The organism is Sphingomonas gellani, from assembly GCF_900110035.1.
In the GTDB taxonomy this organism is placed as follows: domain Bacteria; phylum Pseudomonadota; class Alphaproteobacteria; order Sphingomonadales; family Sphingomonadaceae; genus Sphingomonas; species Sphingomonas gellani.
In genome coordinates, this window is record NZ_FOCF01000002.1 from 47,281 (window position 1) to 69,759 (window position 22,479).

General features: G+C 69.3%; 19 protein-coding genes. 8 read left to right on the forward strand and 11 right to left on the reverse strand.

The genetic code is table 11. The features are described 5' to 3' along the window. The first annotated feature begins 10 nt into the window (after window positions 1-10). The 4 genes from BMX37_RS04580 (at window position 11) to BMX37_RS04595 (ending at window position 6,669) form a co-directional block, all read left to right on the forward strand. Window positions 11-3,343 carry a TonB-dependent receptor gene (locus BMX37_RS04580; RefSeq protein ID WP_093664329.1) on the forward strand — a complete coding sequence of 1,111 codons (3,333 nt, stop codon included), beginning with the start codon at window positions 11-13 and terminating at the stop codon, window positions 3,341-3,343. Between the two features lie 65 nt (window positions 3,344-3,408). Next, the gene (locus tag BMX37_RS04585) at window positions 3,409-4,155 is read left to right on the forward strand and encodes a SapC family protein (RefSeq protein ID WP_244501391.1); all 747 of its coding nucleotides are present in this window, start codon (window positions 3,409-3,411) and stop codon (window positions 4,153-4,155) included. Then, complete coding sequence (locus BMX37_RS04590) at window positions 4,142-5,194, forward strand: cupin-like domain-containing protein (RefSeq protein WP_093664330.1); 1,053 nt, start codon at window positions 4,142-4,144, stop codon at window positions 5,192-5,194. The genes BMX37_RS04585 and BMX37_RS04590 overlap by 14 nt, the downstream gene beginning before the upstream one ends. Further along, entirely contained in the window at window positions 5,191-6,669 is a 1,479-nt protein-coding gene (locus BMX37_RS04595; RefSeq protein ID WP_093664331.1) for a tryptophan halogenase family protein, read from the forward strand. Before BMX37_RS04590 ends, BMX37_RS04595 begins: the two co-directional genes overlap by 4 nt. On the opposite strand, the gene ada is transcribed toward BMX37_RS04595, so the two are convergent. The 5 genes from ada to ubiM all read right to left on the reverse strand — a co-directional run bounded on the left by ada (window position 6,644) and on the right by ubiM (window position 11,872). Next, a complete protein-coding gene (gene ada, locus BMX37_RS04600; RefSeq protein ID WP_093664332.1) occupies window positions 6,644-7,726 on the reverse strand; it encodes a bifunctional DNA-binding transcriptional regulator/O6-methylguanine-DNA methyltransferase Ada in 1,083 nt (360 codons plus the stop codon). The genes BMX37_RS04595 and ada overlap by 26 nt on opposite strands. Before the next feature lie 82 nt (window positions 7,727-7,808). Continuing rightward, window positions 7,809-8,705, reverse strand: coding sequence for a bestrophin family protein (locus tag BMX37_RS04605; protein ID WP_093664333.1), 897 nt, complete (start codon window positions 8,703-8,705; stop codon window positions 7,809-7,811). Between the two features lie 44 nt (window positions 8,706-8,749). Then, on the reverse strand, window positions 8,750-9,151 hold the full coding sequence (locus tag BMX37_RS04610) for a group II truncated hemoglobin (protein WP_093664334.1): 402 nt from the start codon (window positions 9,149-9,151) through the stop codon (window positions 8,750-8,752). Then, complete coding sequence (locus tag BMX37_RS04615; RefSeq protein ID WP_093664335.1) at window positions 9,148-10,659, reverse strand: succinyl-CoA:acetate CoA-transferase ScpC; 1,512 nt, start codon at window positions 10,657-10,659, stop codon at window positions 9,148-9,150. Before BMX37_RS04615 ends, BMX37_RS04610 begins: the two co-directional genes overlap by 4 nt. A 43-nt stretch (window positions 10,660-10,702) precedes the next feature. After that, window positions 10,703-11,872, reverse strand: a complete 1,170-nt coding sequence (gene ubiM / locus BMX37_RS04620; RefSeq protein WP_093664336.1) for a 5-demethoxyubiquinol-8 5-hydroxylase UbiM — start codon at window positions 11,870-11,872, stop codon at window positions 10,703-10,705. A 180-nt stretch (window positions 11,873-12,052) separates the two neighbouring features. Between ubiM and BMX37_RS04625 the strand changes: the two genes are divergently transcribed. After that, the gene (locus tag BMX37_RS04625) at window positions 12,053-12,640 is read left to right on the forward strand and encodes a TetR/AcrR family transcriptional regulator (RefSeq protein ID WP_170841841.1); all 588 of its coding nucleotides are present in this window, start codon (window positions 12,053-12,055) and stop codon (window positions 12,638-12,640) included. 13 nt (window positions 12,641-12,653) lie between these two features. Here the strand turns inward: BMX37_RS04625 and BMX37_RS04630 are convergent, their stop codons facing one another. The 3 genes from BMX37_RS04630 to BMX37_RS04640 are packed head-to-tail and all read right to left on the reverse strand — an operon-like array spanning window position 12,654 to window position 16,926. Beyond that, window positions 12,654-14,153 carry an efflux transporter outer membrane subunit gene (locus tag BMX37_RS04630; RefSeq protein WP_093664338.1) on the reverse strand — a complete coding sequence of 500 codons (1,500 nt, stop codon included), beginning with the start codon at window positions 14,151-14,153 and terminating at the stop codon, window positions 12,654-12,656. Continuing rightward, a complete protein-coding gene (locus BMX37_RS04635; RefSeq protein WP_093664339.1) occupies window positions 14,153-15,733 on the reverse strand; it encodes an MDR family MFS transporter in 1,581 nt (526 codons plus the stop codon). The genes BMX37_RS04630 and BMX37_RS04635 overlap by 1 nt, the downstream gene beginning before the upstream one ends. A gap of 2 nt (window positions 15,734-15,735) precedes the next feature. Next, on the reverse strand, window positions 15,736-16,926 hold the full coding sequence (locus BMX37_RS04640; RefSeq protein ID WP_093664340.1) for an HlyD family secretion protein: 1,191 nt from the start codon (window positions 16,924-16,926) through the stop codon (window positions 15,736-15,738). 227 nt (window positions 16,927-17,153) lie between these two features. Here BMX37_RS04640 and BMX37_RS04645 point away from each other — a divergent pair, with 227 nt between their 5' ends. Next, window positions 17,154-17,774 (forward strand): RNA polymerase sigma factor, encoded by a 621-nt coding sequence (locus tag BMX37_RS04645; protein ID WP_170841842.1) that lies wholly within the window; start codon window positions 17,154-17,156, stop codon window positions 17,772-17,774. A 10-nt stretch (window positions 17,775-17,784) separates the two neighbouring features. Here the strand turns inward: BMX37_RS04645 and BMX37_RS04650 are convergent, their stop codons facing one another. After that, window positions 17,785-19,788: an OPT family oligopeptide transporter gene (locus tag BMX37_RS04650; RefSeq protein WP_093664762.1), complete on the reverse strand. Its 2,004-nt coding sequence runs from the start codon at window positions 19,786-19,788 to the stop codon at window positions 17,785-17,787. Between the two features lie 171 nt (window positions 19,789-19,959). On the opposite strand from BMX37_RS04650, the gene BMX37_RS18435 reads away from it, so the two are divergent. Both BMX37_RS18435 and BMX37_RS04655 read left to right on the forward strand, forming a co-directional pair. Next, entirely contained in the window at window positions 19,960-20,106 is a 147-nt protein-coding gene (locus BMX37_RS18435; protein WP_139198004.1) for a lmo0937 family membrane protein, read from the forward strand. Between the two features lie 115 nt (window positions 20,107-20,221). Then, the gene (locus BMX37_RS04655) at window positions 20,222-21,508 is read left to right on the forward strand and encodes a homoserine dehydrogenase (RefSeq protein ID WP_093664342.1); all 1,287 of its coding nucleotides are present in this window, start codon (window positions 20,222-20,224) and stop codon (window positions 21,506-21,508) included. A gap of 185 nt (window positions 21,509-21,693) precedes the next feature. Here the strand turns inward: BMX37_RS04655 and BMX37_RS04660 are convergent, their stop codons facing one another. Next, on the reverse strand, window positions 21,694-22,131 hold the full coding sequence (locus BMX37_RS04660) for a hypothetical protein (protein WP_093664343.1): 438 nt from the start codon (window positions 22,129-22,131) through the stop codon (window positions 21,694-21,696). Continuing rightward, window positions 22,128-22,472 (reverse strand): hypothetical protein, encoded by a 345-nt coding sequence (locus tag BMX37_RS04665; RefSeq protein WP_093664344.1) that lies wholly within the window; start codon window positions 22,470-22,472, stop codon window positions 22,128-22,130. Before BMX37_RS04665 ends, BMX37_RS04660 begins: the two co-directional genes overlap by 4 nt. Window positions 22,473-22,479: the final 7 nt, after the last annotated feature.

Below are 22,479 nucleotides of genomic sequence, written 5' to 3' on the forward strand. Positions count from 1 at the left end.
GGAGGATGTAATGAGGGGGCTTACGCTCACGACCATGTTCGCGCGCTCGGCATCGGCGATCGCGCTCGCCACCGGGCTTGCCATGTCCGGCACCGCGCTGGCGCAAACGGTGCCGCCGCCCGGCGGGACCTCGGCCACCGATCCGCAGCAGGGCACGCCCCAGGCCGATACCGCGCGCGGCGGTCCGGTGCAGGAAGGCGGCGCCACCGCGACCAACGCGGTTCCCGATCAGCAGCCGGGCGACATCGTCGTCACGGGCGTGCGCGCGTCGCTGGAACGGTCGATCGCGATCAAGCGCGATTCGTCGGGCATCGTCGACGCGATCAGCGCGGAGGACATCGGCAAGTTTCCCAACACGAACGTGGCCGAATCGCTGCAGCGGATCACCGGCGTTTCGATCGACCGCGTGAACGGGGAGGGGTCCACCGTCACCGTCCGTGGCTTCGGCGCGCAATATAACCTGGTCACGCTGAATGGGCGTCAGCTCGCCACGTCGAACATCGTCGCGGTGGGCGGCGATCAGGGCGGCGACGGCGCGGGCGGCTTCGGCCGTTCGTTCGACTTCGCGAACCTTGCGTCGGAAGGCGTCAAGACGCTGGAGGTGTACAAGACAGGTCGCGCGGCCGTCCCGTCGGGCGGCATCGGCGCCACGATCAACGTCATCAGCCGCCGTCCGCTGGACCAGCGCACGCCAGGCCTGACCGGCTCGATCGGCGCCAAGGCAAGTTACGACACCGGCGCGGACGATTGCGTCTCGTGCGGCGACCATGTCACGCCCGAAGTGTCCGGCACCGCCAGCTGGAGCAACCCGGACCAGCGTTTCGGCGTGTCGCTGTTCGGCAGCTACCAGAAGCGCAATTTCAGCTTCCCCAGCCAGGCGAACAACGCCTGGAACATTCGCACGCTGTCCGATTTCCTCAACCCGTCCAACGGCTTCGTCAATCCGTCGACCAAGTTCAACAACCTGCCGACCAATTCCAACGTGCTGGTTTCGGTGCCCGACGACAGCCGGTATCACTTCTCCGAAGCGAGCCGTGAGCGCATCAACGGGCAGGGCGTGGTGCAGTTCAAGCCCACCGACACGCTGACCATCACCGCCGACGCGCTGTACGCGCAGCTGCGCGAATCCGAGCGGCGTTCGACCCAGTCCAACTGGTTCAACCGCCCGTTCGACGAGGTGACGTTCGATGACTCGTCGAACGGCATCGCCACCACCCGCTACCTTCACGAAACCATCAACGGCGTGAAGGACGAGGCGTTCGAGCAGGCGTATCGCGCGCAGAAGAACCGGCTGTACGACTTTGGCGGCAACATCGCGTGGCAGGCCACCGACCGGCTGAGCCTGGCACTCGACGGTCATTTCGGCAAGGCGCAGAGCCTGCCGGACAATCCGAACGGCCAGACCTCCACCACCGTCGCCTTCAACGCGCCGGTCGTCACCGCGCACTCGCTGGACTGGGGCACCAACGGCTTCCCGGTACAGACCATCTCCTTCAATGACGCCACGCGCAGTGTCACGCCGCCGTCCACAGCGAACCCGAACGGTCTCCCGTTCACCAAGGGCAACGCGAACGGCGCGATCGATCTGGGCGATCTGTCGGGCGCGGTGCAGCGCCAGTTCGACTCCCGCCAGACGCAGCGGATCAAGGAAATCCGCCTCGACGGCGGCTATGACCTAGGCGGCAACAGCCGGTTCGACTTTGGCGGCAACTACCGCGTCACCAACACGCGTCAGACCCAGTACAACACGCGCCAGGTTCTGGGTGACTGGGGCAATTCGCTGCCGCCAGATATCGACAGGATCGCGCCCGGTCAGGTGTTCCAGTTCTGCGCGGCGTGCCAGTTCCATCACAACGATGCTGGCTCAGACCCCAACACGCAGATCGCGTTCCGTACGGAAGATGCGACCAAGCTGTATAATGCGCTGTTCAATTATTACACGGGCCTGCCGCTTGACCCGGACCAGGTCAGGTTCGCGGGCAAGTCGATCGATGGCGTGGACCACCGCAACAACATCGACGCAAACAACGACAATCGCGTGCGGGAGAGCATCTGGTCGGTGTACGGCCAGGTCACCTGGAACGGTCAGCTCGGCGATTTCGATGCCCAGTTGGTGGCCGGTGCCCGCTTCGAAAGCACGCGCGTAAAGGCTTTGTCGCTGCAACCCGTGCCGCTGGCGATCGTGTGGCAGGCCGACAACGACTTCTTCATCCAGAACTCGACGGATCGTCAGGAGATCACGAGCAGGGGCAAGTACAACAATCTGCTGCCGGCGATGGACTTCTCCGTCGATTTCACCCGGTCGCTGAAGGGGCGCTTCTCCTACAGCAAGACGATCGCGCGGGCGCCGTACGGCAACCTGTTCGCGTCCACCGGCGTCGGCGCGCCGCCGCGTCCGACGGCGATCGGCGGTATCGCCAGCGGCAACCAGAACAACACGGACCTCGATCCGCTGACGTCGGACAATTTCGACGTGTCGCTGGAATGGTATCCGCGCAAGGACGTGTACCTGTCGGCCGGCTTCTTCGACAAGCGGGTGCACAACTTCATCGGCAACACGCTGGTGCAGCGTAACCTGTTCGGCCTGCGCGACCCGACTTCGGGTGCGGCGGGCACGCGTTCCGGTATTGCCAAGGATCGGCTCACCAACGGCTTCCAGGCCGACATCACCGACGTGAACCTGTTCACGTATACGGCGCTGTTGCAGCAGAACAATGGCAACGTGGCGGCGGCGGATGCTGCGTTCCGGGCCAATTACAACCAGCAGACCCGCGCCCTGGATCAAGGCTTCGTCGACAAGACGCTGGCGGCGGTGGACATCATCGCCAATGGCAGCGACCCGCTGTTCAACTTCTCCGTCAATACCCCGATCAACAACAAGGATGCGGAGATCTACGGCGCCGAATTCGCCGGTCAGTACTTCCTGGGCGACACCGGGTTCGGCATCGCCGCCAGCTACACGCTGGTGCGCGGCAATGTCGGCATCGACGTGGCGGCGGACCCCAGCGTCGACCAGTTCGCGCTGGTCGGCCTGTCCGACACGGCGAACGCCACGCTGATCTACGACAAGAACGGGCTGTCGGCGCGCGTCGCATATAACTGGCGCGCGAAGTTCCTCAGCCAGGTCAACCGCGACAGCTACCACAACCCGGCGTTCACCGCGCCCTACGGCCAGGTGGACATGAACATCAGCTATGACGTGACGCCGCGTCTGGCGCTGACGTTCGAGGGCATCAACCTGTTCGAGGAGGGAATCCGGGTCTACGCCCGCGACAAGATCAACACCTGGTACGAGTCGGAGGGAACGGCGCGCTATCTGATCGGCGCACGGTATCGCTTCTGATCGCGACGACGTAAGGTGGAAGGGTCGCCGGCGACGGCGGCCCTTCCTGTTTTCGGGATGCCGGGATGGACATGAGCGTGGACGAGAAGCGGGCGGACAACGGGCCGATCCCGTTGAACAATGTGGACCATGCCGGCCTGCGCGTGGTTCTGGAACGGGGCTCGGCCTATGGCGACGGCGTCAACCAGTGCCGTGTCTTCGCGACCGAGTTCGAGGAATTGCAGCGCGAATATGCGATCCTGTTCCGGGTCGACGCGGAGGGCACGTACCATGCGTTCGTCCCGCTGGGCCTCGCGGCCGGGGAGAACCTGTTCCTGGACGGCGACCGCTGGGACGCGCACCACATCCCCGCATTGATGCAGCGCGGTCCGTTCTCGATCGGCGTGCCACCGGCGGGAGAGGCGGGAGAGCCGATGATCCACATCGATCCGACGCATGCGCGGATCAGCCGCGATTGGGGCGCCCCGATCTTCCTGGACCATGGCGGCAACGCGCCGCTGCTCGACCGGGTCGGCGACGTCCTACGTCGTATCTATGCGGGCCATGCGATCGAGCCGGCGCTGAGCGCCGCATTCGCCGCGCACGACCTGTTCGAGCCGGTCGACATCGATGTCGAGGTGGAGGATGGGCGCCATTTCTCGCTTCCGGATTGCGTGACGGTCAGCCAGGATCGTTTGGGGGCGCTGGATGGGGACGCGCTGGCCGCGCTGCACCGCGACGACTTCCTGCGCCCTGCGGTGTGGGTCGCATCCTCGCTCGCCAACGTCACGCGGCTGGTCGATCGCAAGGTGCGGCGCGATGGGGCGGCCTGACCCGACGACCGCGCCGCTTCGCGTGACCCGCCGCACGCGGGAACGGGACGGGCGCGGCACGCCGCCCGATCTGGCGGCGACGATTGCGGACGGGGTGCCGACGATCTTTCGCGGCGCGGCGCGAGACTGGCCGCTGGTACAGGCGGGGCTGGAGTCGCCGGGCGCGGCGGCGGCGTATTTGCGCCGGTTCGATGCCGGTCGGCCGATCGTCGGCTATACCGCGCCGCCGGATGCGAGGGGCCGCTTTCATTACGACGAGACGGTCACCCGCATGAACTTTCGCGGCGAACGATTGCCGCTGACGGAGATGCTGGATCGGATCGCGGCGCACGCGGACGATCCGGACGCGCCCGCGCTGTATGTCGGCTCCACCGACCTCGACACCTATCTGCCGGGCCTGTCGGCTGAGGTGCCGCTGAACGCCGGCGACCTGTTCGCGCGCCACCCGCCGCTTGCCAGCATCTGGGTCGGCAACCGCACCACCGCCGCCGCGCATTACGACCAGTCGAACAACGCGGCGGTCTGTGCGGTCGGCCGCCGCCGCTTCACGCTGTTCCCGCCCGAACAGGTGGCCAACCTCTACCCCGGTCCGCTCGGTCCGACACCGGGCGGGCAGGCGGTCACCATGGTGGATTTCGCCGACCCCGACCTGGCCCGTTATCCGCTCTTTGCCGAGGCGGTGGAGGCGGGCGAGGTGGCGGAGCTGGAGCCGGGCGACCTGCTCGTCTACCCGGCGCTGTGGTGGCACCAGGTGGAGGCGCTGGAGCCGTTCAACGTCCTGATCAATTTCTGGTGGAACGCGGCGCGTGAGGAACTGGACACGCCGATGACCACGCTGCTCCACGCCATGCTGTCGCTGCGCGACCGGCCGGAGCATGAGAAGACCGCGTGGCGCGCGATATTCGAGTATTACGTCTTCGGCCCCGCCGATCGCGCGGCGGCGCACCTGCCGGCGGCGGCGCAAGGGCCGCTGGCGCCGATCGATCCGGTCAGCGCGCGGCGGCTGCGCGCGCTGGTCGCCAACAGGCTGAACCGATGAGCGGCCCTAAGCGCCGCGTCGTGGTGGCGGGCGGGGGCACCGCCGGCTGGGTCGCGGCCACCGCGCTGGTCAAGCAGCTGGGGCCGCTGGTCGATGTCACACTGGTCGAATCGGACGCGATCGGCACGGTCGGCGTTGGGGAGTCGACTATTCCCACCACGCGCAGTTTCCACGACCTAATCGGGGTGGACGAGAGCGCGTTCGTGCGGGCGACGGGCGCGACGTTCAAGCTGGGCATCAGTTTCGAGAACTGGCTGCGCGAGGGGGTGCGGTACTTCCATCCGTTCGGATCGATCGGACGGGCGATGCCGCTGGCCGATTTCCAGCATTTCTGGCTGGAAGCGCGCGCGCAGGGCCATGGCGGCAACTTCATCGATTATTCGGCGGAGGCGCTGGCGGCGGCGGAGCGGCGGTTCTCGGCCGATGCCGATGCCGGCCTGGCTTATGCGTACCACCTCGACGCGACCGCCTATGCGGCGTTCCTGCGTGGGCTGGCGGAGGCGGCCGGCGCGCGCCGCGTGGAGGGACGCATCGCGGAGGTCGATCAGGACGGCGACACCGGCGACATCCGCGCGCTGGTGCTGGACGACGGCCGCCGGATCGAGGGCGACCTGTTCATCGACTGCACCGGCTTTCGCGCGCTGCTGATCGGGGGGGCGCTGAAGACCGGATACGAGGATTGGAGCGGCTGGCTGCCGACCGACAGCGCGCTGGCGGTGCAGACGGAGGTGGTCGAGCCGCCCGTGCCCTTCACCCGTGCCACCGCGCACCGCGCCGGGTGGCGTTGGCGCATCCCCTTGCAACGGCGTGTGGGCAACGGGCTGGTCTATGCCAGCGCCGAGATGGCGGAGGAGGAGGCGCGCGCGCTGCTGCTCGGCGCGCTGGACGGCGCACCCCTGTTCGACCCACGCCTGATCCGCTTCACCACCGGCATGCGGCGGCGCATGTGGAACCGCAACTGCGTGTCGCTGGGCCTGGCGAGCGGGTTTATCGAGCCGCTGGAATCGACCAGCATCCACCTGGTGATGATCGCGGTGACGCACCTGTTGCAGAGCTTTCCGTTCGGCACCGAGACGGAGACGCTGGCGGACCGCTACAACACGCGGGCGCGGGCGGAGTGGGAGGATGTGCGCGACTTCATCATCCTGCACTACACGCTGAACGATCGGCCGGAGCCGTTCTGGCGGCGTGCGGCGACGATGGACCTGCCCGACAGCCTGACGCGGCGCATCCGTCTGTTCCGCGAACATGGGATGGCGCATCAGGATCAGGACCAGCTGTTCCGCACCGACAGCTGGGTCCAGGTGATGCTGGGGCAGGGGGTGATGCCGACCGGCCACCACCGCATGCCCGCCGCGATCCCGCCCGGCGAGCTGCGTACGGCGCTGGAGTCGCTGTCGGCGGGTATCCGGCGGCGGGTGTCGGCGGTGCCGCCGCACCACCAATTCCTCAGCCGCTATCGCCAGGCGGGATGATCGCGGCGCCCTCCCGCGCCAGCAACGCCCGCTTGCGCTCCACGCCCCAGCGATAGCCGGACAGTCCGCCGTCGCTGCGCACCACGCGGTGGCACGGGATCGCCACCGCATGCCGGTTGGCGGCACAGGCGGCGGCGACCGCGCGGGTCGAGGATGGCGCGCCGATCGCACGGGCGATGTCGGTGTAGGAGGCGGTGGTGCCCGGCGGAATCGCGCGCAGCGCCTGCCACACCCGCTGCTGGAACGCGGTGCCGCGAATGTCGAGCGGCAGCGGCGACGCCTCACCCGGCGTGTCGATCAGGCCGATCACCGCCGCGACATGGCCGTCGAAGCCCGCGTCGCCGCCGATCAGCTCCGCGCGCGGAAAGCGATCCTGAAGGTCGCGCACCAGCGCCTCCGGATCGTCACCCAGCAGGATGGCGGCGATCCCCCGCTCGCTGGCTGCCACCAGCACCGTGCCGAGCGAGCAATCCCCGACCGCGAAGCGCAGCGTCTCCCCCGTGCCACCCGCGCGGTACCGGGCCGGCGCCATGCCCAGCCGCCCCGCCGCGCCCGCGTAGAAGCGGCCGCTGGTCGCGAAGCCGGCGGCAAAGATCGCCTCCGTCACCGACGCGCCGCTTGCCAGTTCGCCGGCCGCCCGCTCCGCGCGATGCGCATCGGCAAAGGCGCGGGGCGTGACGCCCGTGATCAATCGGAACAGGCGGTGGAAATACGCGGGGCTGAGGCCGGCGTCCGCGGCCAGTGCGGCCAGGCGCGGCGGCGTCTCGGCGGCCATGATCGTGCGGCACGCATGTTCGATCAGCGCGGCATGGCGGGTGTCGGTCGCCGGCCCGTCCGGATCACAGCGGCGGCAGGCCCGCGCCCCGGCGGCGCGCGCGGCCTCCGGCGTGTCATGGATGCGGACATGTTCGGGGCGGGCCGCACGCGACGGGCAGGATGGGCGGCAATACACGCCGGTCGTGTCGACCGAGTACCAGAACCGTCCGTCCGCCGCCTTGTCCCGCGCCACGATGCTGGGCCAGCGGGGGTCGTCCTTGGTGGCGTGGGGTGCGTTCATGGCGTGCGGTCCGGGGTAAGCGACGCACCGCCTGTACCGCGCGTTGTCCCGTGGCGCTTCCCGTTCCTTGCACCCCAATCCGTCAAAGCAGCAGGTCGCGCTCGGGCAGCAGCGGCGGCGGCAGGTCGTCACGACCCATCGCGGCCAGCATCTCGCGCTCCACCAGCCGCACCAGCGCGTCCAGCGGCAGGTCGTTGGTGTCCAGCCCGAATGGGTCCTCCAGCTCGTCCCCCAGCGCGTCGAGCGCGAAAAAGGTGTAACAGACGATCAGCACCAGCAGCGGCGTCCACCAGCCGAGCGCGTTGGCCAGCGCGAACGGCAGCAACAGGCAGAACGCATAGGCGCTGCGGTGGAGCAGCAGGGTGAAGGTGAAGGGAAGGGGCGTCGCCTTGATCCGTTCGCACCCGCCCTGCACCTGCGACAGCGCGGTCAGCTGCCCTTCCAGGATCGACAGGTGGATGTCGCTGATGTGCCTCGCGCGCGCCAGCCGGGCGCAGCGCGTTCCCACGTCGCGCAGGATCGCGTCGGTCGGGTTGGGATGATCCGCCGCCGGCGCATCCGCCCACCACCGCGCCACGACGGAGGCCTCGTGCCCGTTGCGCAGCCGCGCGGCCAGCCCGTGCGCGAAACCGATCAGGCCGCGCAGCAGCGGCGCCTGCGCCTCGGCATCAAGCGAGGATATCTGCCGCGCGAACGAGCGGCTGTGGTTGATCAGGTCGCCCCACAGCTTCCGCCCCTCCCACCACCGGTCGAAACAGGCGGTGTTGCGAAAGCTCATGAAGATCGAGAGCGCAAGGCCGATCAGCGTGAACGGGATCGCACCCAGCTGGACCAGCATCGCCGGGTGGCTGTCGACCAGCAGCACCGCGCCGACCGAGATCGCGAGCATCGCCGTCAGCCGCCCCGCGATGCGCGGCACGATCGATCCGCGCACGCGGAACAGGATGTCGAACAGGGTCGGGCGCGGACGGACGATCATGGAACGGCAATCATGGACCGGCGATCAAGGAAGGACGAACCGTCCTATCGCATCATCATCCCGTTCGCCATGCGCAGGAACGCCTGTTGCATCTGGGTGCCCAGTTCGGGTTCGACCCGGCTTTCCGCCATCGCACGGCTCATGGCGTGGACCCATTGCGCCGCGGTCCGTCGGTCGATCGGCATGGCGCGGTGCGCGGACATGATGCACGCGCCGGGCCGTTCCTCGAACCAGGTGCGCGGGCCACCCAGCCAGGCGGACAGGAACTGCGTCAGCGACACGCGCATCGGCAACAGGTCCGCGTCATGCATCGCACGCAGATCGGCATAGGTGGGATCGTGCTCCATCAGGTCGTAGAAGCGTTCCACGACGTCGCGCACGCCCGCCTCTCCGCCGATCCGGTCGAACAGCGACGCCTTGGTCGTGTCCGTGGCAGCCGCACTCATGGCAGCATGCTTCCCGTCTCGATGAAGCGCTGGTGCCAGCTCAGCGCCTCGGCCGGCAGCGACGGCGATTGCTGGCCGTACGATCCGGCGCGCGCGCGCGCGTAGTAATCGGCCAGCATCGCTCGGTAGTCGGGATGGGCGCAGCGTTCGATGATGAGCTGCGCACGCTGTTTCGGCGACAGGCCGCGCAGGTCGGCCAGACCCTGTTCGGTGACGAGCACCTGCACATCCTGCGCGATATGGTCGACATGGCTCGCCTGCGGCACGATGGCGGAGATGCGGCCGCCCTTTGCGGTCGACGGGGTCATGAAGATCGAGACATAGGCGTTGCGCGCGAAGTCGCCGGACCCGCCGATGCCGTTCTGGATGCGCGAGCCCATCACGTGTGTCGAATTGACGTTGCCGTAGATGTCCGCCTCGATCAGCCCGTTCATCGCCAGGCAGCCCAGGCGACGGATCAGTTCGGGATGGTTGCTGATCTCCTGCGGGCGCAGGATCATGCGGTCGCGGTAACGGCCCATGTCCGCGTTGATCCGCGCCGCCGCATCGGGCGACAGGGAAAAGGCGGTCGCCGACGCCATGCGCAGCTTCCCCGCGTCGAGCAGGTCCAGCATGCCGTCCTGGATCACCTCCGTATAGGCGGTCATGTCCTCGAACGGGCTGTCGACCAGGCCGGTCAGCACGGCATTGGCGATGTTGCCCACACCCGACTGGATCGGCAACAGGGAGGCGGGCAGGCGGCCCTTGTTCACCTCGTGCCGGAAGAAGTCGAGCAGGTGCCCCGCGATCGCGAACGCCGCCGCGTCCGGCGGGGCGAAGGGCAGGTTGCGGTCGGGTGCGTCGGTTTCCACGATCGCGACGATCCGGTCGGGATCGCAGGTCAGATAGGGCTGGCCGATACGGTCGTCGGGCCTGACCAGCGGGATCGGCACGCGGTGGGGCGGCAGGCGCGTGCCGTAATAGATGTCGTGCATCCCTTCCAATGCGGGGTTCTGCCAGCGATTGACCTCCAGGATCACCTTTTCGGCGCGGTCGAGCCAAGTCTTGTTGTTGCCGACGGAGGAGGAGGGGATCAGCGACCCGTCGGGGCGGATGCCCGAAACCTCCACCACCGCCACGTCGAGCGGCCCCAGAAAGCCCTGCCACGCCATCGGCGCGACCTGGCTCAGGTGCATGTCGAAATACTCCATCTCGCCGCGATTGATCTTTTCCCGCGCGATGGGGTCGGAATTGTAGGGCAGGCGGAACTCGATGCCGTCCGCCTTGGCCAGCGCGCCGTCCAGTTCCGGCCCGGTGGAGGCGCCGGTCCACACCCGCACGCGGAACGGGCGGCCGGCGTCATGCTCCGCCTCGATCCGGGCGGCCAGCGCCAGGGGCACCGCCTTGGGATAGCCGGACCCGGTGAAGCCGCTCATGCCCACCGTGCTGCCCGATCCGATCAGGGCGGCGGCGTCGGTGGCGCTCATGATCTTGGCGCGGAGGTGGTCGCAGGGGATGCGGCTGGTCATGCTGTCGGCTTCGCTGTCGAAAGTGGGTGGGGTTCGGGTGAGATCACGGCTGCATCAGCAGGCGGCTGACCGCGTCGCGCACCATCGGCAGGCGCGCACCGGCGCGCAGCGTGGCGTGACGGGCCAGGCGGGCGGCGGGCCGCTCGTCGGTGTACAGGCCGACCAGCAGGTTGGTCGCCGCGTAGATCGGCCGGCTCGCCAGGCGGTGCGCCGCCTCGTACCGGCGCAGCAACAGGGGCGTGGCGATGTCGCAGCCGCGTGCCGCCGCCTTGTTCACCAGCGCCGCCAGCGTCGCCTGACCCTGTAGTCCCAGGTTGAAGCCATGGGCAGTCACCGGGTGCATGCCGACCGCCGCGTCGCCGATCAGGGCCGCGCCGGTGGCGACGAAATGCCGGGCATAGGTGGTGGCGAGCGGATACAGGCGCGGGCCCTCCACCACCCGCATCGCGCCGAGCCGCGCGTCGTAGCGGCGCGTGATCTCCGCCCCCAGCGCAACCGGGTCCAGCGCGGCGATACGCTCCGCCTCCTCGGCCGGCAGGGTCAGCACGGCGGACGACAGCGTCCCGTTCAGCGGCAGCATCGCGATGGTGTGGCCATGTTCGAACCATTCGGTCGCGCTGCCGCCATGGTCGCCGTCATGTGCGACCCGGCACACCAGCATCGACCGGCCGAGCCGGTTCACCTCCGCCGCGATGCCCAGCTGCTCGCGCACGGCGGAGAACCGCGAATCGGCCGCCACCAACAGGCGCGGACGCAACACCCGTCCGTCCGCCAGCGTGACGACCCGACCCGCGGCGCTCGACGTGACCGATCCGACATCGACCCCGGCGATCAGGTCCAGGCCCGGCTGGTCGCGCGTCGCGAGGAACAGCGCGCGGCGGATACGATGATTGGGCACGAGCTGCCCCAGCCGATCCTCACCCGTGGCACCGGTATCGAACGACAGGGCGAAGCGTGACGATCCGTTCAGCACGCGCGCCTCGCGCAGCGGTGCGATATCCTCCGGGTCGAGATGCGCCCAGGCGCCGAGCGCGGTGAGTGTCGTGACAGATCGATGGGTCAGCGCGATCTCCCGCCCGTCGCAGGTCGGGTCCTGCAGCGCGGCCAGCGGCTGTCGCTCGACCACCGTGACGGCCAGACCGCTGCCGGCGAGCGAGCGCGCAAAGGCCAGGCCCGCCGGGCCGCCGCCCACAACAACAACATCCTGCGCCATCGTCGCCTCCGCTCCACGCCGGTGCGTCGGGGTTGGTCGGCCCGCCGCAGCACCTGCGCCTCGTTCCATGTCACCGGCAGGTGTGCCCGCATTTGACGCAGGTCAATGCCGCTCGATCGTCGCGCAACGGGGCAAGCGACGGGTTGCACCATGGCGGGGGATCGGGTGAAAGCGTGCATCATGCCCGATCCGGCGACCCAGGCCCCGGCGATCAAGCCGCAGCGCGCGATGCGACGCGATGCGCGCGCGCGTCGCGATGCGCTGCTCGATGCGGCGGCGCTGTGCTTTCAGCAATCCGGCTATCTGGTGCCGCTGGAGGATATCGCGGAACAGGCGGGGGTGGGGCGAGGCACGCTGTACCGCAATTTCCGCGACCGGGAGGCACTGGCGCTGGCAATCTTCGGGCGGGAGATCGACCGGCTGGCGGCGGTGATCGACCTGGAGGAGCCGCTGGGCCGGACGATGGCGGCGGTGGCGCGCAGCGGATCGGCGGCATCGACCCTGTTCGCGCGCATCTCCTCCGACATGAACCTGGACGAGGAGACGATGCACGACCTGAAGGCGCTGGGCGACCGCTTCGTCGCCGTGCTGCAACCGGTCGCGGACCGGGCGCATCAGCGCGGCGAGCTGCGCCCCGATTACGGCGCGGCGGAACTGTTCCTCGCCACCCGCATGGCCGCCGCGCTGGCGCTGAAGCCGGGGCTGGACGCCGAGGAGCAGATCGCGAACGCGCTGGACCTTCTGCTGCGCGGCCTGTGCGCGCGCTGAACGGGCGCGGCGATCAGCCGGGCGTCTGACCCGCCGCCGGTTCGGTCCAGCCGAGACCCAGCGCCTTTTGCACCGCGATATAGCTGTTGGTCAGCTGGGCGCGCGCCTGTGCCACCGACATCGCGGCCGACAGGCGTTGGCGTTCGATGTCGATCTGGTCGATCGTTGAGCTGGTGCCCGCCGCCACCCGCTGTGCGTTCAGCGTGGCGGACCGGGTGGCGGTCGCCTCCGCCTGCGACAGCTGGCCGAGCTGCGCGCGGGTGTTGGCGAAGCGGGACAGCGCGGTTTCCGCGTCGTTCAGCGCCTCCAGCACCGTCTGGCGATACTGCGCATCGGCCAGCGTCGCGCCGGCCTCCGCCTCTCGCGTCGCACCACGCGCCTTGCCGAAATCGAGCAGCGACCAGCTGAGCATGGGGGTGGCGAGGGTGGTCAGGTTGCCCAGATCGAACACGTCGCCGATGTTGGTGCCGCCCAGGCCCAATATGCCCATGAACTTGATGCCGGGCAGCTCGCGCGCTTTGTTGACGCCGATCGCCGCGGTGCTGGCGGCCAACTGGCGCTCGGCGGCGCGGATGTCGGGGCGGTGGGCGATCAGTTCGGCGGGATTGCCGATCGGCACCTGCGCCGGGGGCAGCGGCACGGGCACCACGGTGCCAAGCGTCGCGTCCAGCGCGCCCGGCGTGCGCCCGGTCAGGACGGCCAGCTGGTTGAGATATTCGTCGCGCTGCGCGCCCAGCGGCACCGCCTGCGCCTCTGTATTCTCCAGCTGGTTCTGCAGACGTTCGAGGTCGAGCTGTGACGCCGCGCCGCGGTCCAGGCGCTGTCGCACCAGGCCAAGCTGCTGACGCTGAAGCGCCGTGGAGCGCTGGTTCAGCCGGATCCGCTCCTGCACGTCGCGCAGCGAGACGTACGCCTGACCGACTTGCGCCGACAGGCTGACCTGCGCGTCGGCCAGATCGGCGAAGCGGGCGCCGATGGTGGCGCGCGCCTGCTCCACCCGCCGCCGCGCTCCGCCGAACAGGTCGAGTTCCCAGGATGCGTTCAGGCCGAGATTGTAGAAGGTCAGGCTGGTGGAGTCGCCACCGCCCGAGGACGTTCCGCCGTCCGCTTCGCCGCCGCTGTTGTCGCCGCTGCCGCCGCCCAGGTCGACGCCGGGCAGTCGTGCATGCAGAACGGTGGCGTTGGTGCTGACACTGGGCAGTTGCGCGGCGCGTTGCTGCGTCAGTTGCGACTGCGCCTGGAGGATGCGCGCCTGTGCCTGGTCGATGGTCGGGCTATGCGCCAGTGCATCGTCGACCAGCGCGGCCAGCGTCGGGTCCCCCAGCGTGTCCCACCACCGCGCCAGACCGGGTGCCGGGGTGAAGGACGCGTCGCCCGCGCGCACGAAGCTGCCCCGCGCCACCGCATCGGCGGCGGTCGCGGGCGGTCCCTTGTAATCCGGGCCCACGGTGCAGGCGGCCAGGGGCAACAGGACGGGCGGCAGCAGGGCCGCGAGGGACAGCGAACGGCGCATCAGTGCATCGCCGCGGGCGCGGCGTCCTTTGGCAGCGGGCGGAGGAACAGGACCAGCGGCAACACGAGCATCGTACCCATTCCCATGATCCAGAAGATGTCGTTGAAGGTCATCACCAGGGCCTGACCCTGAACCTGCCGCCCGATCAGGCGCAGAGCCGCGGCGTCACCGCCGGTGCCGGCGCCCAGCCCCGCGACGTAATCCTGCACCCGCTGGGAATTGGCGTTCAGCGTTTCCTCGATCCGGCGCGAATGGAACCAGGATCGCTGGTCCTGGATGATCGAGATGCCGGCCAGCGCCAGGCTGCCGCCCAGGTTGCGCACCGCGTTGAACAGCCCAGACGCGTCCCCCGCATCCTCCGGCGGGACGGATCGGACTACCGCCTGGCTGAGGAACAGCATGCCCAGGATCTGCCCGACACCGCGCAGCAACTGCGACACGGTGAAGTCCGCGCCATCCGAGGCGAGCGTCAGATTGGCATCCATCAGCGCCGATGCGCCCATGATGCACAGCCCACCACCGACCGCGATGCGGATGTCGACGCGGCGCAGCAGGATCGGCACCATCGCCATCAGGATCAGGCTCGGGATACCGGACAGCAGCACGACCTTGCCCGATTGCAGCGCGTTGTAGCCGGCGATCAGCGACAGGAATTGCGGAATGACATAGGAGGTGCCGTACAGCACGATACCGAGCACCACGCCCATCAGCGCGACCGAACCGAACTGCCGGTCCAGCAACAGCTTCAGCTTGATGATCGGACGGCGCGCGGTGGCCTGTCCCCAGAACAGCAGGCCGAAGCCGACGACCATCACCGCGAACATGTAGCGGATCAGTTCGGACGAGAACCATTGCTCGCGCTGGCCCTCCTCCAGGAACACGGTCAGCCCACCCAGGCCCAGCGCCAGGCCAGCGATGCCGACCCAGTCCGCCTCCCCCAGCAAATCCAGCCGCACGCGCTCATGCTTCAGGCCCAGGAGCAGCAGCGTGACCAGGATCGCGCAGATCGGCACGTTGAGGAAAAAGGCGTAGTGCCAGCTGACATTCTCCGTCAGCCAGCCGCCGATCAGCGGGCCGATGACCGGACCCATGATGGCGGTGACGCCGAACATCGCGATGCCGACCGGTTGCTGGCGACGCGGCAGACGCTGGGCGATGATCGTCTGCGCGGTGGGGATCATCGCGCCGCCGGTGAAGCCCTGTCCGACGCGACCGACGATCATCATGGTCAGCGTGGTCGACACGCCGCACAGCACCGAAAAGGCGGTGAACAACGCGGCGGCGATCAACAGAAAGGTGCGCAGGCCCAGCAGGCGTTCCAGCCATGCCGCCATCGGGATGATGACGATCTCCGCCACCAGATAGGCGGTCGCGATCCACGTCCCCTCCGTCCCGCTGGCCCCGATCTCCCCCTGGATGGTGGGCAGCGACGAATTGACGATGGAGATGTCCAGCGTCGCCATCAGAGCGCCCAGCGTCCCCGCCGCGACCGCCAGCCACGCCGCGGTGTCCGCGCGTTCGGGTGGCCGCCGCGACGTGTCGGCGCGTTGCCGGTCGGGTGAAGCGGCGGCGGTCGCCACGATCAGTGCTCCTGCCGGTCCAACTGCTTCTGCTGGTCGCGGATGCGGTCGATCTCCGCCTTGGCCGAAATCGTGTCCACCGTCACGTCGACCGACAGGCCGGGTACCAGCAGCCGCCGCGCGGCGGGCGTCGCCTCGATGGAGATGCGGACGGGAACACGCTGCGTGATCTTGGTGAAGTTACCCGTCGCGTTTTCCGGGGGAAGCAGCGAGAAGCGCGCGCCCGTGCCCGGCGCCAGACTTTCCACGCGGCCCTTCAGTTCCAGATCGTCGATCGCGTCGACCTTGATCGACACCGGTTGGCCCGGACGCATCAGGGCGAGCTGCGTTTCCTTGAAATTGGCCGTGATATACAGCCGGTCGAGCGGCACGATCGACATCAGCCGTGTGCCCGGTTGCGCATATTGGCCGACGGTCACGGTCTTGTCGCCGACGCGCCCGGCGATCACCGCACGGATCAGCGTGGCGCCGACGTCGACATCGGCGGAGGCGAGCTGAGCCCGCGCCGCGCGGCCCTGTGCCTCGCCCTGCGCAACCTGCGAGCGCAAGGTGGCGATGCGGCGCTGCTGCGCGGCGACGGCCGCCTGCTGCGCGCGCACGTCGTCGGCGGACTGGCGGGCGGTCAGTTCCAGTTGCGCGAGCCGTTCGCGGGTTTCCGCGCCGGACGCCGCGAGCGGGCGATAGCGGGCGACCTCCGCCGCGTCGTGCGCCGCCTTCGTCCGTGCGGCCGCGAGCTGGACGCGGGCCTGATCGACCGCAGCATGTTGCTCGCCGATCTGTGCGCGCACGGCATTCGCCTGGGCTGAGGCGACCGCGATCTGTGCCTCCGCCTGTTGCGACTTGGCGCGGGCGTCGCGGGGATCGATTCGGACCAGCGGCTGACCGGGACGAACGTCCTGATTGTCGGTCACCAGCACGTCCGCGACATAGCCCGCGACCCGCGGCGACACGGTCACGGCGTCGGCATCGACCTGTGCGTCGTTGGTGCCCTGAAGATATTTGCCGTGCGACTGGTAGCGCGCGTACCACAGCCCAACGCCGGCGAGCGCGACGATCGCCAGGATCAGCAGCACCAGCTTGGCCCGGCCGCTCAGCCGTCCGCCCTGCTTCTTCTCCGGCGCAGCGTCGGAGTCGGGAGCGGCTTGGGGCTCGCCGTCCGGCTGGGGATCGTCACGGCGTTGATCGTCACTCATGCGGGCGGTGTCCGATGCGGGTGGAGGCTTTGGAGGCCGTTGCGCGGCGACATGGAATTAAGCGGACATCGTGTCCGGTTCAAGCGGGACGTGCATCAACCTTTCGGCCGGTTTTGCGGCGAATGCCCTGCGAGCACCATTGCCTTTCCTTTTTCCGGACACAATGTCCGGTTCTGAAGCGTTGTCCGCCGATCCTCTCTCCCCCCGATTCCCTTGGACGTGTTTTGATGAACGTGACCCCGTATTTCCCCGAACCTCAGGGACTGTTCGTCTCCGCCTCTGGATTCCGGCGTGCGGTCAGGCCGGTGCTGCCCAGCCTGACGCGGTTCGCCCGGCGGCTGACCGCCAATGATGCCGATGGCGAGGATCTGGTGCAGGAAACGCTGCTGAAAGCCTGGGCGGCGCGGGCGCGGTTCGAGCCGGGTACGAACCTGCGCGCGTGGCTGATGCGCATCGCGCGCAACGCGTTCCTGTCGTCGCTGCGCAAGGCCAAGCCTCAGGTCGCGCTGGAGGATGACGCTTTCGACCGGCTGTTGTCCGCCGGCCCGGATCAGGAAACGGGGCTGCTGCTTGCGGCGCTGGACGATGCGGTCGCCGCGCTGCCGCCGCATCAGGGCGAGGCGTTCCAGATGATCGCCGTCGAGGGGCACAGCTACGAGGATGCCGCGCGGGCGCTGGACGTGCAGCCCGGCACCTTGAAGAGCAGGGTGGCCCGCGCCCGGTCTGCGGTCGTCGGCGCGCTGGAGCACGGACCGGCGGCGACGCCCCCCGTCGTTGCCGAGCCGGAGCCGGTGGCGGGCGACATCTATCGCCGGTGGAAGAATGGGGGGGGCGGCCTGATCGGTTGATCGGGCGGGGTCAGGCGGCGGCCTGCCCCTCCCGCACCGCACGCCGGGTGCGGGTGTAGAGCCAGCCGACCAGCACCGCGAACAGGATCGTGCCGGCCGCCAGCGCAGGCGTCTCGAACTGCGCGCCCACAATCGCCAGCGGAGCGTCGTTGGCCGCCAGATACACGATCAGCGCGAACGCCACGCCCCACAGGCTTTCGCCCACGATCATGCCCGTCGCCATCAGCACGCCCAGCCGCCGCGCGCCCTCCGCATCCCGCGCGCGTCCCGCCCAGCGATCGTACAGGTGGCCCAGCACGGCGCCCACCACCACCGGCAGCGTCACCGCCATCGGCAGGTAGATGCCCAGTCCGACGCCCAGCGGCGGCAGGCGGAGCAACCCGGCGCGGCCGAGCAGCTCGTCGACGATCACCACCGCGGCGCCGATCCCCGCGCCGACACCGATCATGGTCCAGTTCAGGTCGCCGCCCAGCACACCCTTCGCCAGGGCGGAGATCAGCGCCGCCTGGGGCGCGGCCAGCGCGTTCGGTCCGGCGCCGGGCATGCCGGCAAAGCCGAAGGAGGTCGCCATCAGCTCCAGCACCGGCGGCACCACCAGCGACCCGAACAGCACGCCGAACATCAGCGCCACTTGCTGCTTCCACGGTGTCGCGCCGATCAGCTGCCCGGTCTTCAGGTCCTGCAGATTGTCGTTGGCGATGGTAGCAACCCCGAACACGACGCCCGTGACGATCAGGGCATAGGCGATCAGCGCCTGCGTCGTGTCCGGCGGGGTGCCGCGTCCGAACAACCCGACCAGCAACAGGCTGGCGGCAAGGACGGACAGGATGCCGATGCCGGACACCGGGCTGTTGGATGCGCCGATCAGGCCGGCCATGTATCCGCACACCGCTGCGATCATCAGGCCGAGCACGACCACGAACACCAGCGCCCCGGCGATCAGCGCGATCGACGAACCGGCCAGCGGACCGCCCCTGATCGTCGACCACAACAGCCACGCGATCGGCACCAGCACGGCCAGCGCGCCGCATGCGACGATGGCGAAGGGGAGGTCGCGTTCCTCCACCGGCAGCACCTCGTGACGGCTGCGCGCACGCCCCGCCAGGATCGACCCGCGGATGCCGTTCAGGACCGGGCCGGCGATGCGGACCAGCGTCCAGATCGCGGCCACGCCGATCACGCCCGCGCCCATGAACCGCACGTCGCGGCCGAACACGCCGCCGACCCATTCTGCCAGCCCCCCGGCGACCGGCGCATGTGCGGTCAGCGCCGGCAGCGCGACGCCGAAACCGATCGCTACCCCGGCGAGCAGCGCCAGACCCACCGACAGCCCGACCAGATGGCCGACCCCGATCAACGCAAAGGACAGGCCGGCGGACAGGGTGGATGCGCCCGATCCCACCCGAAAGAACCCGGTCGCCTCCGCCGCGACCAGCCGGGTCTGAGTCAGGATGGCGAAGCCGGCCGATGCCAGCGCGTTCGCGACGATGACGCGCAGTCCCCGCGCGCTGTCCGCCGCGCCGTGTCGGCTGCCCGCGCCGACGCGCAGCACCTCTGCCGCGGCGTGGCCCTCGGGATAGGCAAGGTCGGTTTCCACCACCAGCGCGCGGCGCAGGGGGACGGAGAACATGACGCCCAGAAATCCGCCCGTCGCGGTGATCCCGGCGGTCAACAGATAGGGAAAGCCGTGCCACCATCCGATCATCACCAGCCCCGGCAGCACGAAGATGATCGCCGCCAGCGTGCCGGCGGCGGACGCCACCGTCTGCACGATGTTGTTTTCCAGCATCGTCGCGCCCGGCAGGTAGCGCAGCACGGCCATCGAGATCACGGCCGCCGGGATGGAGGTGGCAAAGGTCAGCCCGACCTTCAGCCCCAGATACACGTTCGCGGCGGTGAACAGCAGCGTGATGATGCCGCCCAGCAGGATGCCGCGCACCGTCAGCTCGGCAGCGGACGCGGCCGGGTCCGTGACGGCGGCGCGGGGGGTTGCCCGGACGGGATCGGCGCTCATGAACACTCCTTCGGCGGGGGCGGACTGGGTGCCATGATCGCGCATCGCTGCACAGGGGTTTTCGCAGCGTGCGCCGAAACGAGCGGCCGCTTCGGAACAGCAACGGGTTCCGCATGTTCTGCTGCGGGAGCGATGTCCTCGTTCGTTTCGTACCCGTAAAGGAGAGCCGCCATGTTGTGGACCATTGCCGTCATTCTGCTGATCCTCTGGCTGCTCGGCTTCACCTTCCATGTTGCGGGTGGGTTGATCCACATCCTGCTGGTGGTCGCGCTGGTGGTGGGTCTGATCCAGCTGTTCACCGGCCGCCGCGCCGTCTGACCTGTCGCCCCCGCCCGGATTCGCTGCTGCGCGAATTTCGGGCGGGGGCCTGAACGCCGTTCTCGACAGGGCGGTGCCCCCTCCGCTACCCGGTCCCGGGCGTGGAGGGCGGTTGATGAGCGATACGTTGCGAGTGGCGTTGGCGGGGCTGGGCACGGTCGGTGCCGGTGTTATCCGTGTGCTGGATACGAACCGCGATCTGATTACCCGCCGCGCCGGCCGTCCGATCGAGATCGTGGCCGTGTCCGCGCGCGACCGGCACAAGGATCGCGGCGTCGATCTGTCGCGCTTCGAATGGCTGGACGACACGGCGGGCCTGGCCGCGTTGGACGCGGATGTCGTGGTCGAGCTGATCGGTGGGTCCGATGGTCCCGCCCTGTCGCTTGCCCGCACCGCGATCGGCCGGGGCAAGGGCGTCGTCACCGCCAACAAGGCGATGCTGGCGCATCACGGCCTGGAGCTGGCGAGCGCCGCCGAGGCCGCCGGTGTGCCGCTGAAGTTCGAGGCTGCGGTGGCCGGGGGCATCCCGGTCATCAAGGGGCTGCGCGAAGGCGCCGCGGCCAACGCGATCGACCGCGTCTATGGCATCCTGAACGGCACCTGCAATTTCATCCTGTCCAAGATGGAGGCGGAGGGGCGCGACTTCGCAGACGTGCTGGCGGAGGCGCAGGCGCTCGGTTTCGCCGAGGCCGACCCCAGTTTCGACATCGACGGCATCGACGCGGCGCACAAGCTGTCGATCCTGGCGGCGCTCGCCTTCGGGTCGCAACCGGCCTTTGCCGATGTCGCATGCCACGGCATTCGCGAGGTGCTGGCCGCCGACATCGCGGAGGCGGCGGCGCTGGGGTACCGGATACGGCTGGTCGGTGTTGCGGAGGCGAACGGCGGCGGCCTGTTCCAGCGGGTGCACCCGCACCTCGTGCCGCTGCACCACCCGCTCGCCCATGTCGCCGGGTCGACCAACGCGGTGGTCGCGGACGGCAATTTCGTCGGCCGGCTGCTGTTCCAAGGCGCCGGGGCAGGAGAGGGGCCGACCGCGAGTGCGGTGGTCGCCGACCTGATCGACATCGCGCGGGGCGAATTCGGGCCGCCCTTCGCCATGCCCGCCGCCGCGCTGGAACAGCGCCCCGCCGCCGACAGCGGCGACCGGCGTGGCCGCGCCTATGTCCGCTTCACCGTGGCGGACCGGGTCGGCGTGCTGGCGGAGATCGCGGCGGCGATGCGCGATGCGGGCGTCTCGATCGAGAGCCTGATCCAGCGCGGTGCCAATCCCGATGGCAGCGTGCGGGTGGTGATCGTCACACATGACGGCCCGGAACGCAGCGTGGCGCAGGCGCTGGAGCGGTTGCGCGGATCGCAGAGCCTGGCCAGTCAGCCGCTGTGGATGCACATCCTGGATTGACGCGGCTTGGGGCACTGCTGGATGTCAGCGCGATCGGCTGAGCCGTGCGCCCATCAGCGGAACGGATCGAAGGTACGGCCGGTCACGCGCGGATGGACGTTGTGCGACTGCGCCCATGTGTTTGCAGTCTCAGCGGCCCGTTATCGGTCATGGCGGAGCGTGCGAGAGGCCGGTGCCGTCGCTCGTCAGGGCAGGACGCGGCCCGCCGATGACGCGGGCGTATCGTCCAGCGGGATCGCGACGCGGCCGCGCTTGTCCGGCTTCTTCGCGAACGCACTCTTGATCGCGCCGATCGCCGCGTTGATCAGCTCGGGCGGCGGACCAATGCCGACCTGACAGCCGCCCTGCGTCGCCGCGCATGGCGTGGCGGATGCCGCCAGCGCACCGGCGCCGTCGATCTTCGGATTGGAGGGTGTCGGGTGATCCGGCGGCCCGCGATCGTCGGGGAGCGGCAGGCGCGCGCCGGACGTGCCGTCGCCGCACACCACCACCTCCGTGTCGCTGTGCGCCGGCGGGCAGTTCTGCGTCAGCACGGAGAAGCGTTCGGGCACCGGCTGTTTCGACGATGCCGGCGGAGTGCCCGCCTGTCCGGCGAACAGGACCAGCGCCCCCAGCAGGATCATGGCGCCAGCGTCCGCAGGGTCTCGGCACGCGTCCCATCGGCACCCACCGACACGCGCGCGCCGGCCATGCCGCCGCCGACCAGGAACGGGGACAGGTCCTCGATTGGATTGGTCCGGTGAAGCAGGCGATTCCGCTCAGCGGAAACAGCCTCGCGGCGGGGGTCGCCGGGCGTGGCGACCAGGAAGGGTACACGCAGACGGTCGGCGCGGCGCAGCCCGCATACCGTGACATCGGTCGAGTTCGGGTCCACCACGCACGGGTTCTCGGGCGCGAGCCGTTGCTTCACCCGCGCGAGCGGGTCGTCCACGGCAGCGGCGGCGAGGAGCAACAGCCCGATCATCGCGCAG

Excerpts from the sequence above, each read along its gene's own strand:
- BMX37_RS04580 (WP_093664329.1), top strand. The coding sequence starts at position 11 with ATGAGGGGGCTTACGCTCACGACCATGTTCGCGCGCTCGGCATCGGCG.
- BMX37_RS04585 (WP_244501391.1), top strand. The coding sequence starts at position 3,409 with ATGGACATGAGCGTGGACGAGAAGCGGGCGGACAACGGGCCGATCCCG.
- BMX37_RS04590 (WP_093664330.1), top strand. The coding sequence starts at position 4,142 with ATGGGGCGGCCTGACCCGACGACCGCGCCGCTTCGCGTGACCCGCCGC.
- BMX37_RS04595 (WP_093664331.1), top strand. The coding sequence starts at position 5,191 with ATGAGCGGCCCTAAGCGCCGCGTCGTGGTGGCGGGCGGGGGCACCGCC.
- ada (WP_093664332.1), bottom strand. The coding sequence starts at position 7,726 with ATGAACGCACCCCACGCCACCAAGGACGACCCCCGCTGGCCCAGCATC.
- BMX37_RS04605 (WP_093664333.1), bottom strand. The coding sequence starts at position 8,705 with ATGATCGTCCGTCCGCGCCCGACCCTGTTCGACATCCTGTTCCGCGTG.
- BMX37_RS04610 (WP_093664334.1), bottom strand. The coding sequence starts at position 9,151 with ATGAGTGCGGCTGCCACGGACACGACCAAGGCGTCGCTGTTCGACCGG.
- BMX37_RS04615 (WP_093664335.1), bottom strand. The coding sequence starts at position 10,659 with ATGACCAGCCGCATCCCCTGCGACCACCTCCGCGCCAAGATCATGAGC.
- ubiM (WP_093664336.1), bottom strand. The coding sequence starts at position 11,872 with ATGGCGCAGGATGTTGTTGTTGTGGGCGGCGGCCCGGCGGGCCTGGCC.
- BMX37_RS04625 (WP_170841841.1), top strand. The coding sequence starts at position 12,053 with ATGCCCGATCCGGCGACCCAGGCCCCGGCGATCAAGCCGCAGCGCGCG.
- BMX37_RS04630 (WP_093664338.1), bottom strand. The coding sequence starts at position 14,153 with ATGCGCCGTTCGCTGTCCCTCGCGGCCCTGCTGCCGCCCGTCCTGTTG.
- BMX37_RS04640 (WP_093664340.1), bottom strand. The coding sequence starts at position 16,926 with ATGAGTGACGATCAACGCCGTGACGATCCCCAGCCGGACGGCGAGCCC.
- BMX37_RS04645 (WP_170841842.1), top strand. The coding sequence starts at position 17,154 with ATGAACGTGACCCCGTATTTCCCCGAACCTCAGGGACTGTTCGTCTCC.
- BMX37_RS04650 (WP_093664762.1), bottom strand. The coding sequence starts at position 19,788 with ATGAGCGCCGATCCCGTCCGGGCAACCCCCCGCGCCGCCGTCACGGAC.
- BMX37_RS18435 (WP_139198004.1), top strand. The coding sequence starts at position 19,960 with ATGTTGTGGACCATTGCCGTCATTCTGCTGATCCTCTGGCTGCTCGGC.
- BMX37_RS04655 (WP_093664342.1), top strand. The coding sequence starts at position 20,222 with ATGAGCGATACGTTGCGAGTGGCGTTGGCGGGGCTGGGCACGGTCGGT.
- BMX37_RS04660 (WP_093664343.1), bottom strand. The coding sequence starts at position 22,131 with ATGATCCTGCTGGGGGCGCTGGTCCTGTTCGCCGGACAGGCGGGCACT.
- BMX37_RS04665 (WP_093664344.1), bottom strand. The coding sequence starts at position 22,472 with ATGATCGGGCTGTTGCTCCTCGCCGCCGCTGCCGTGGACGACCCGCTC.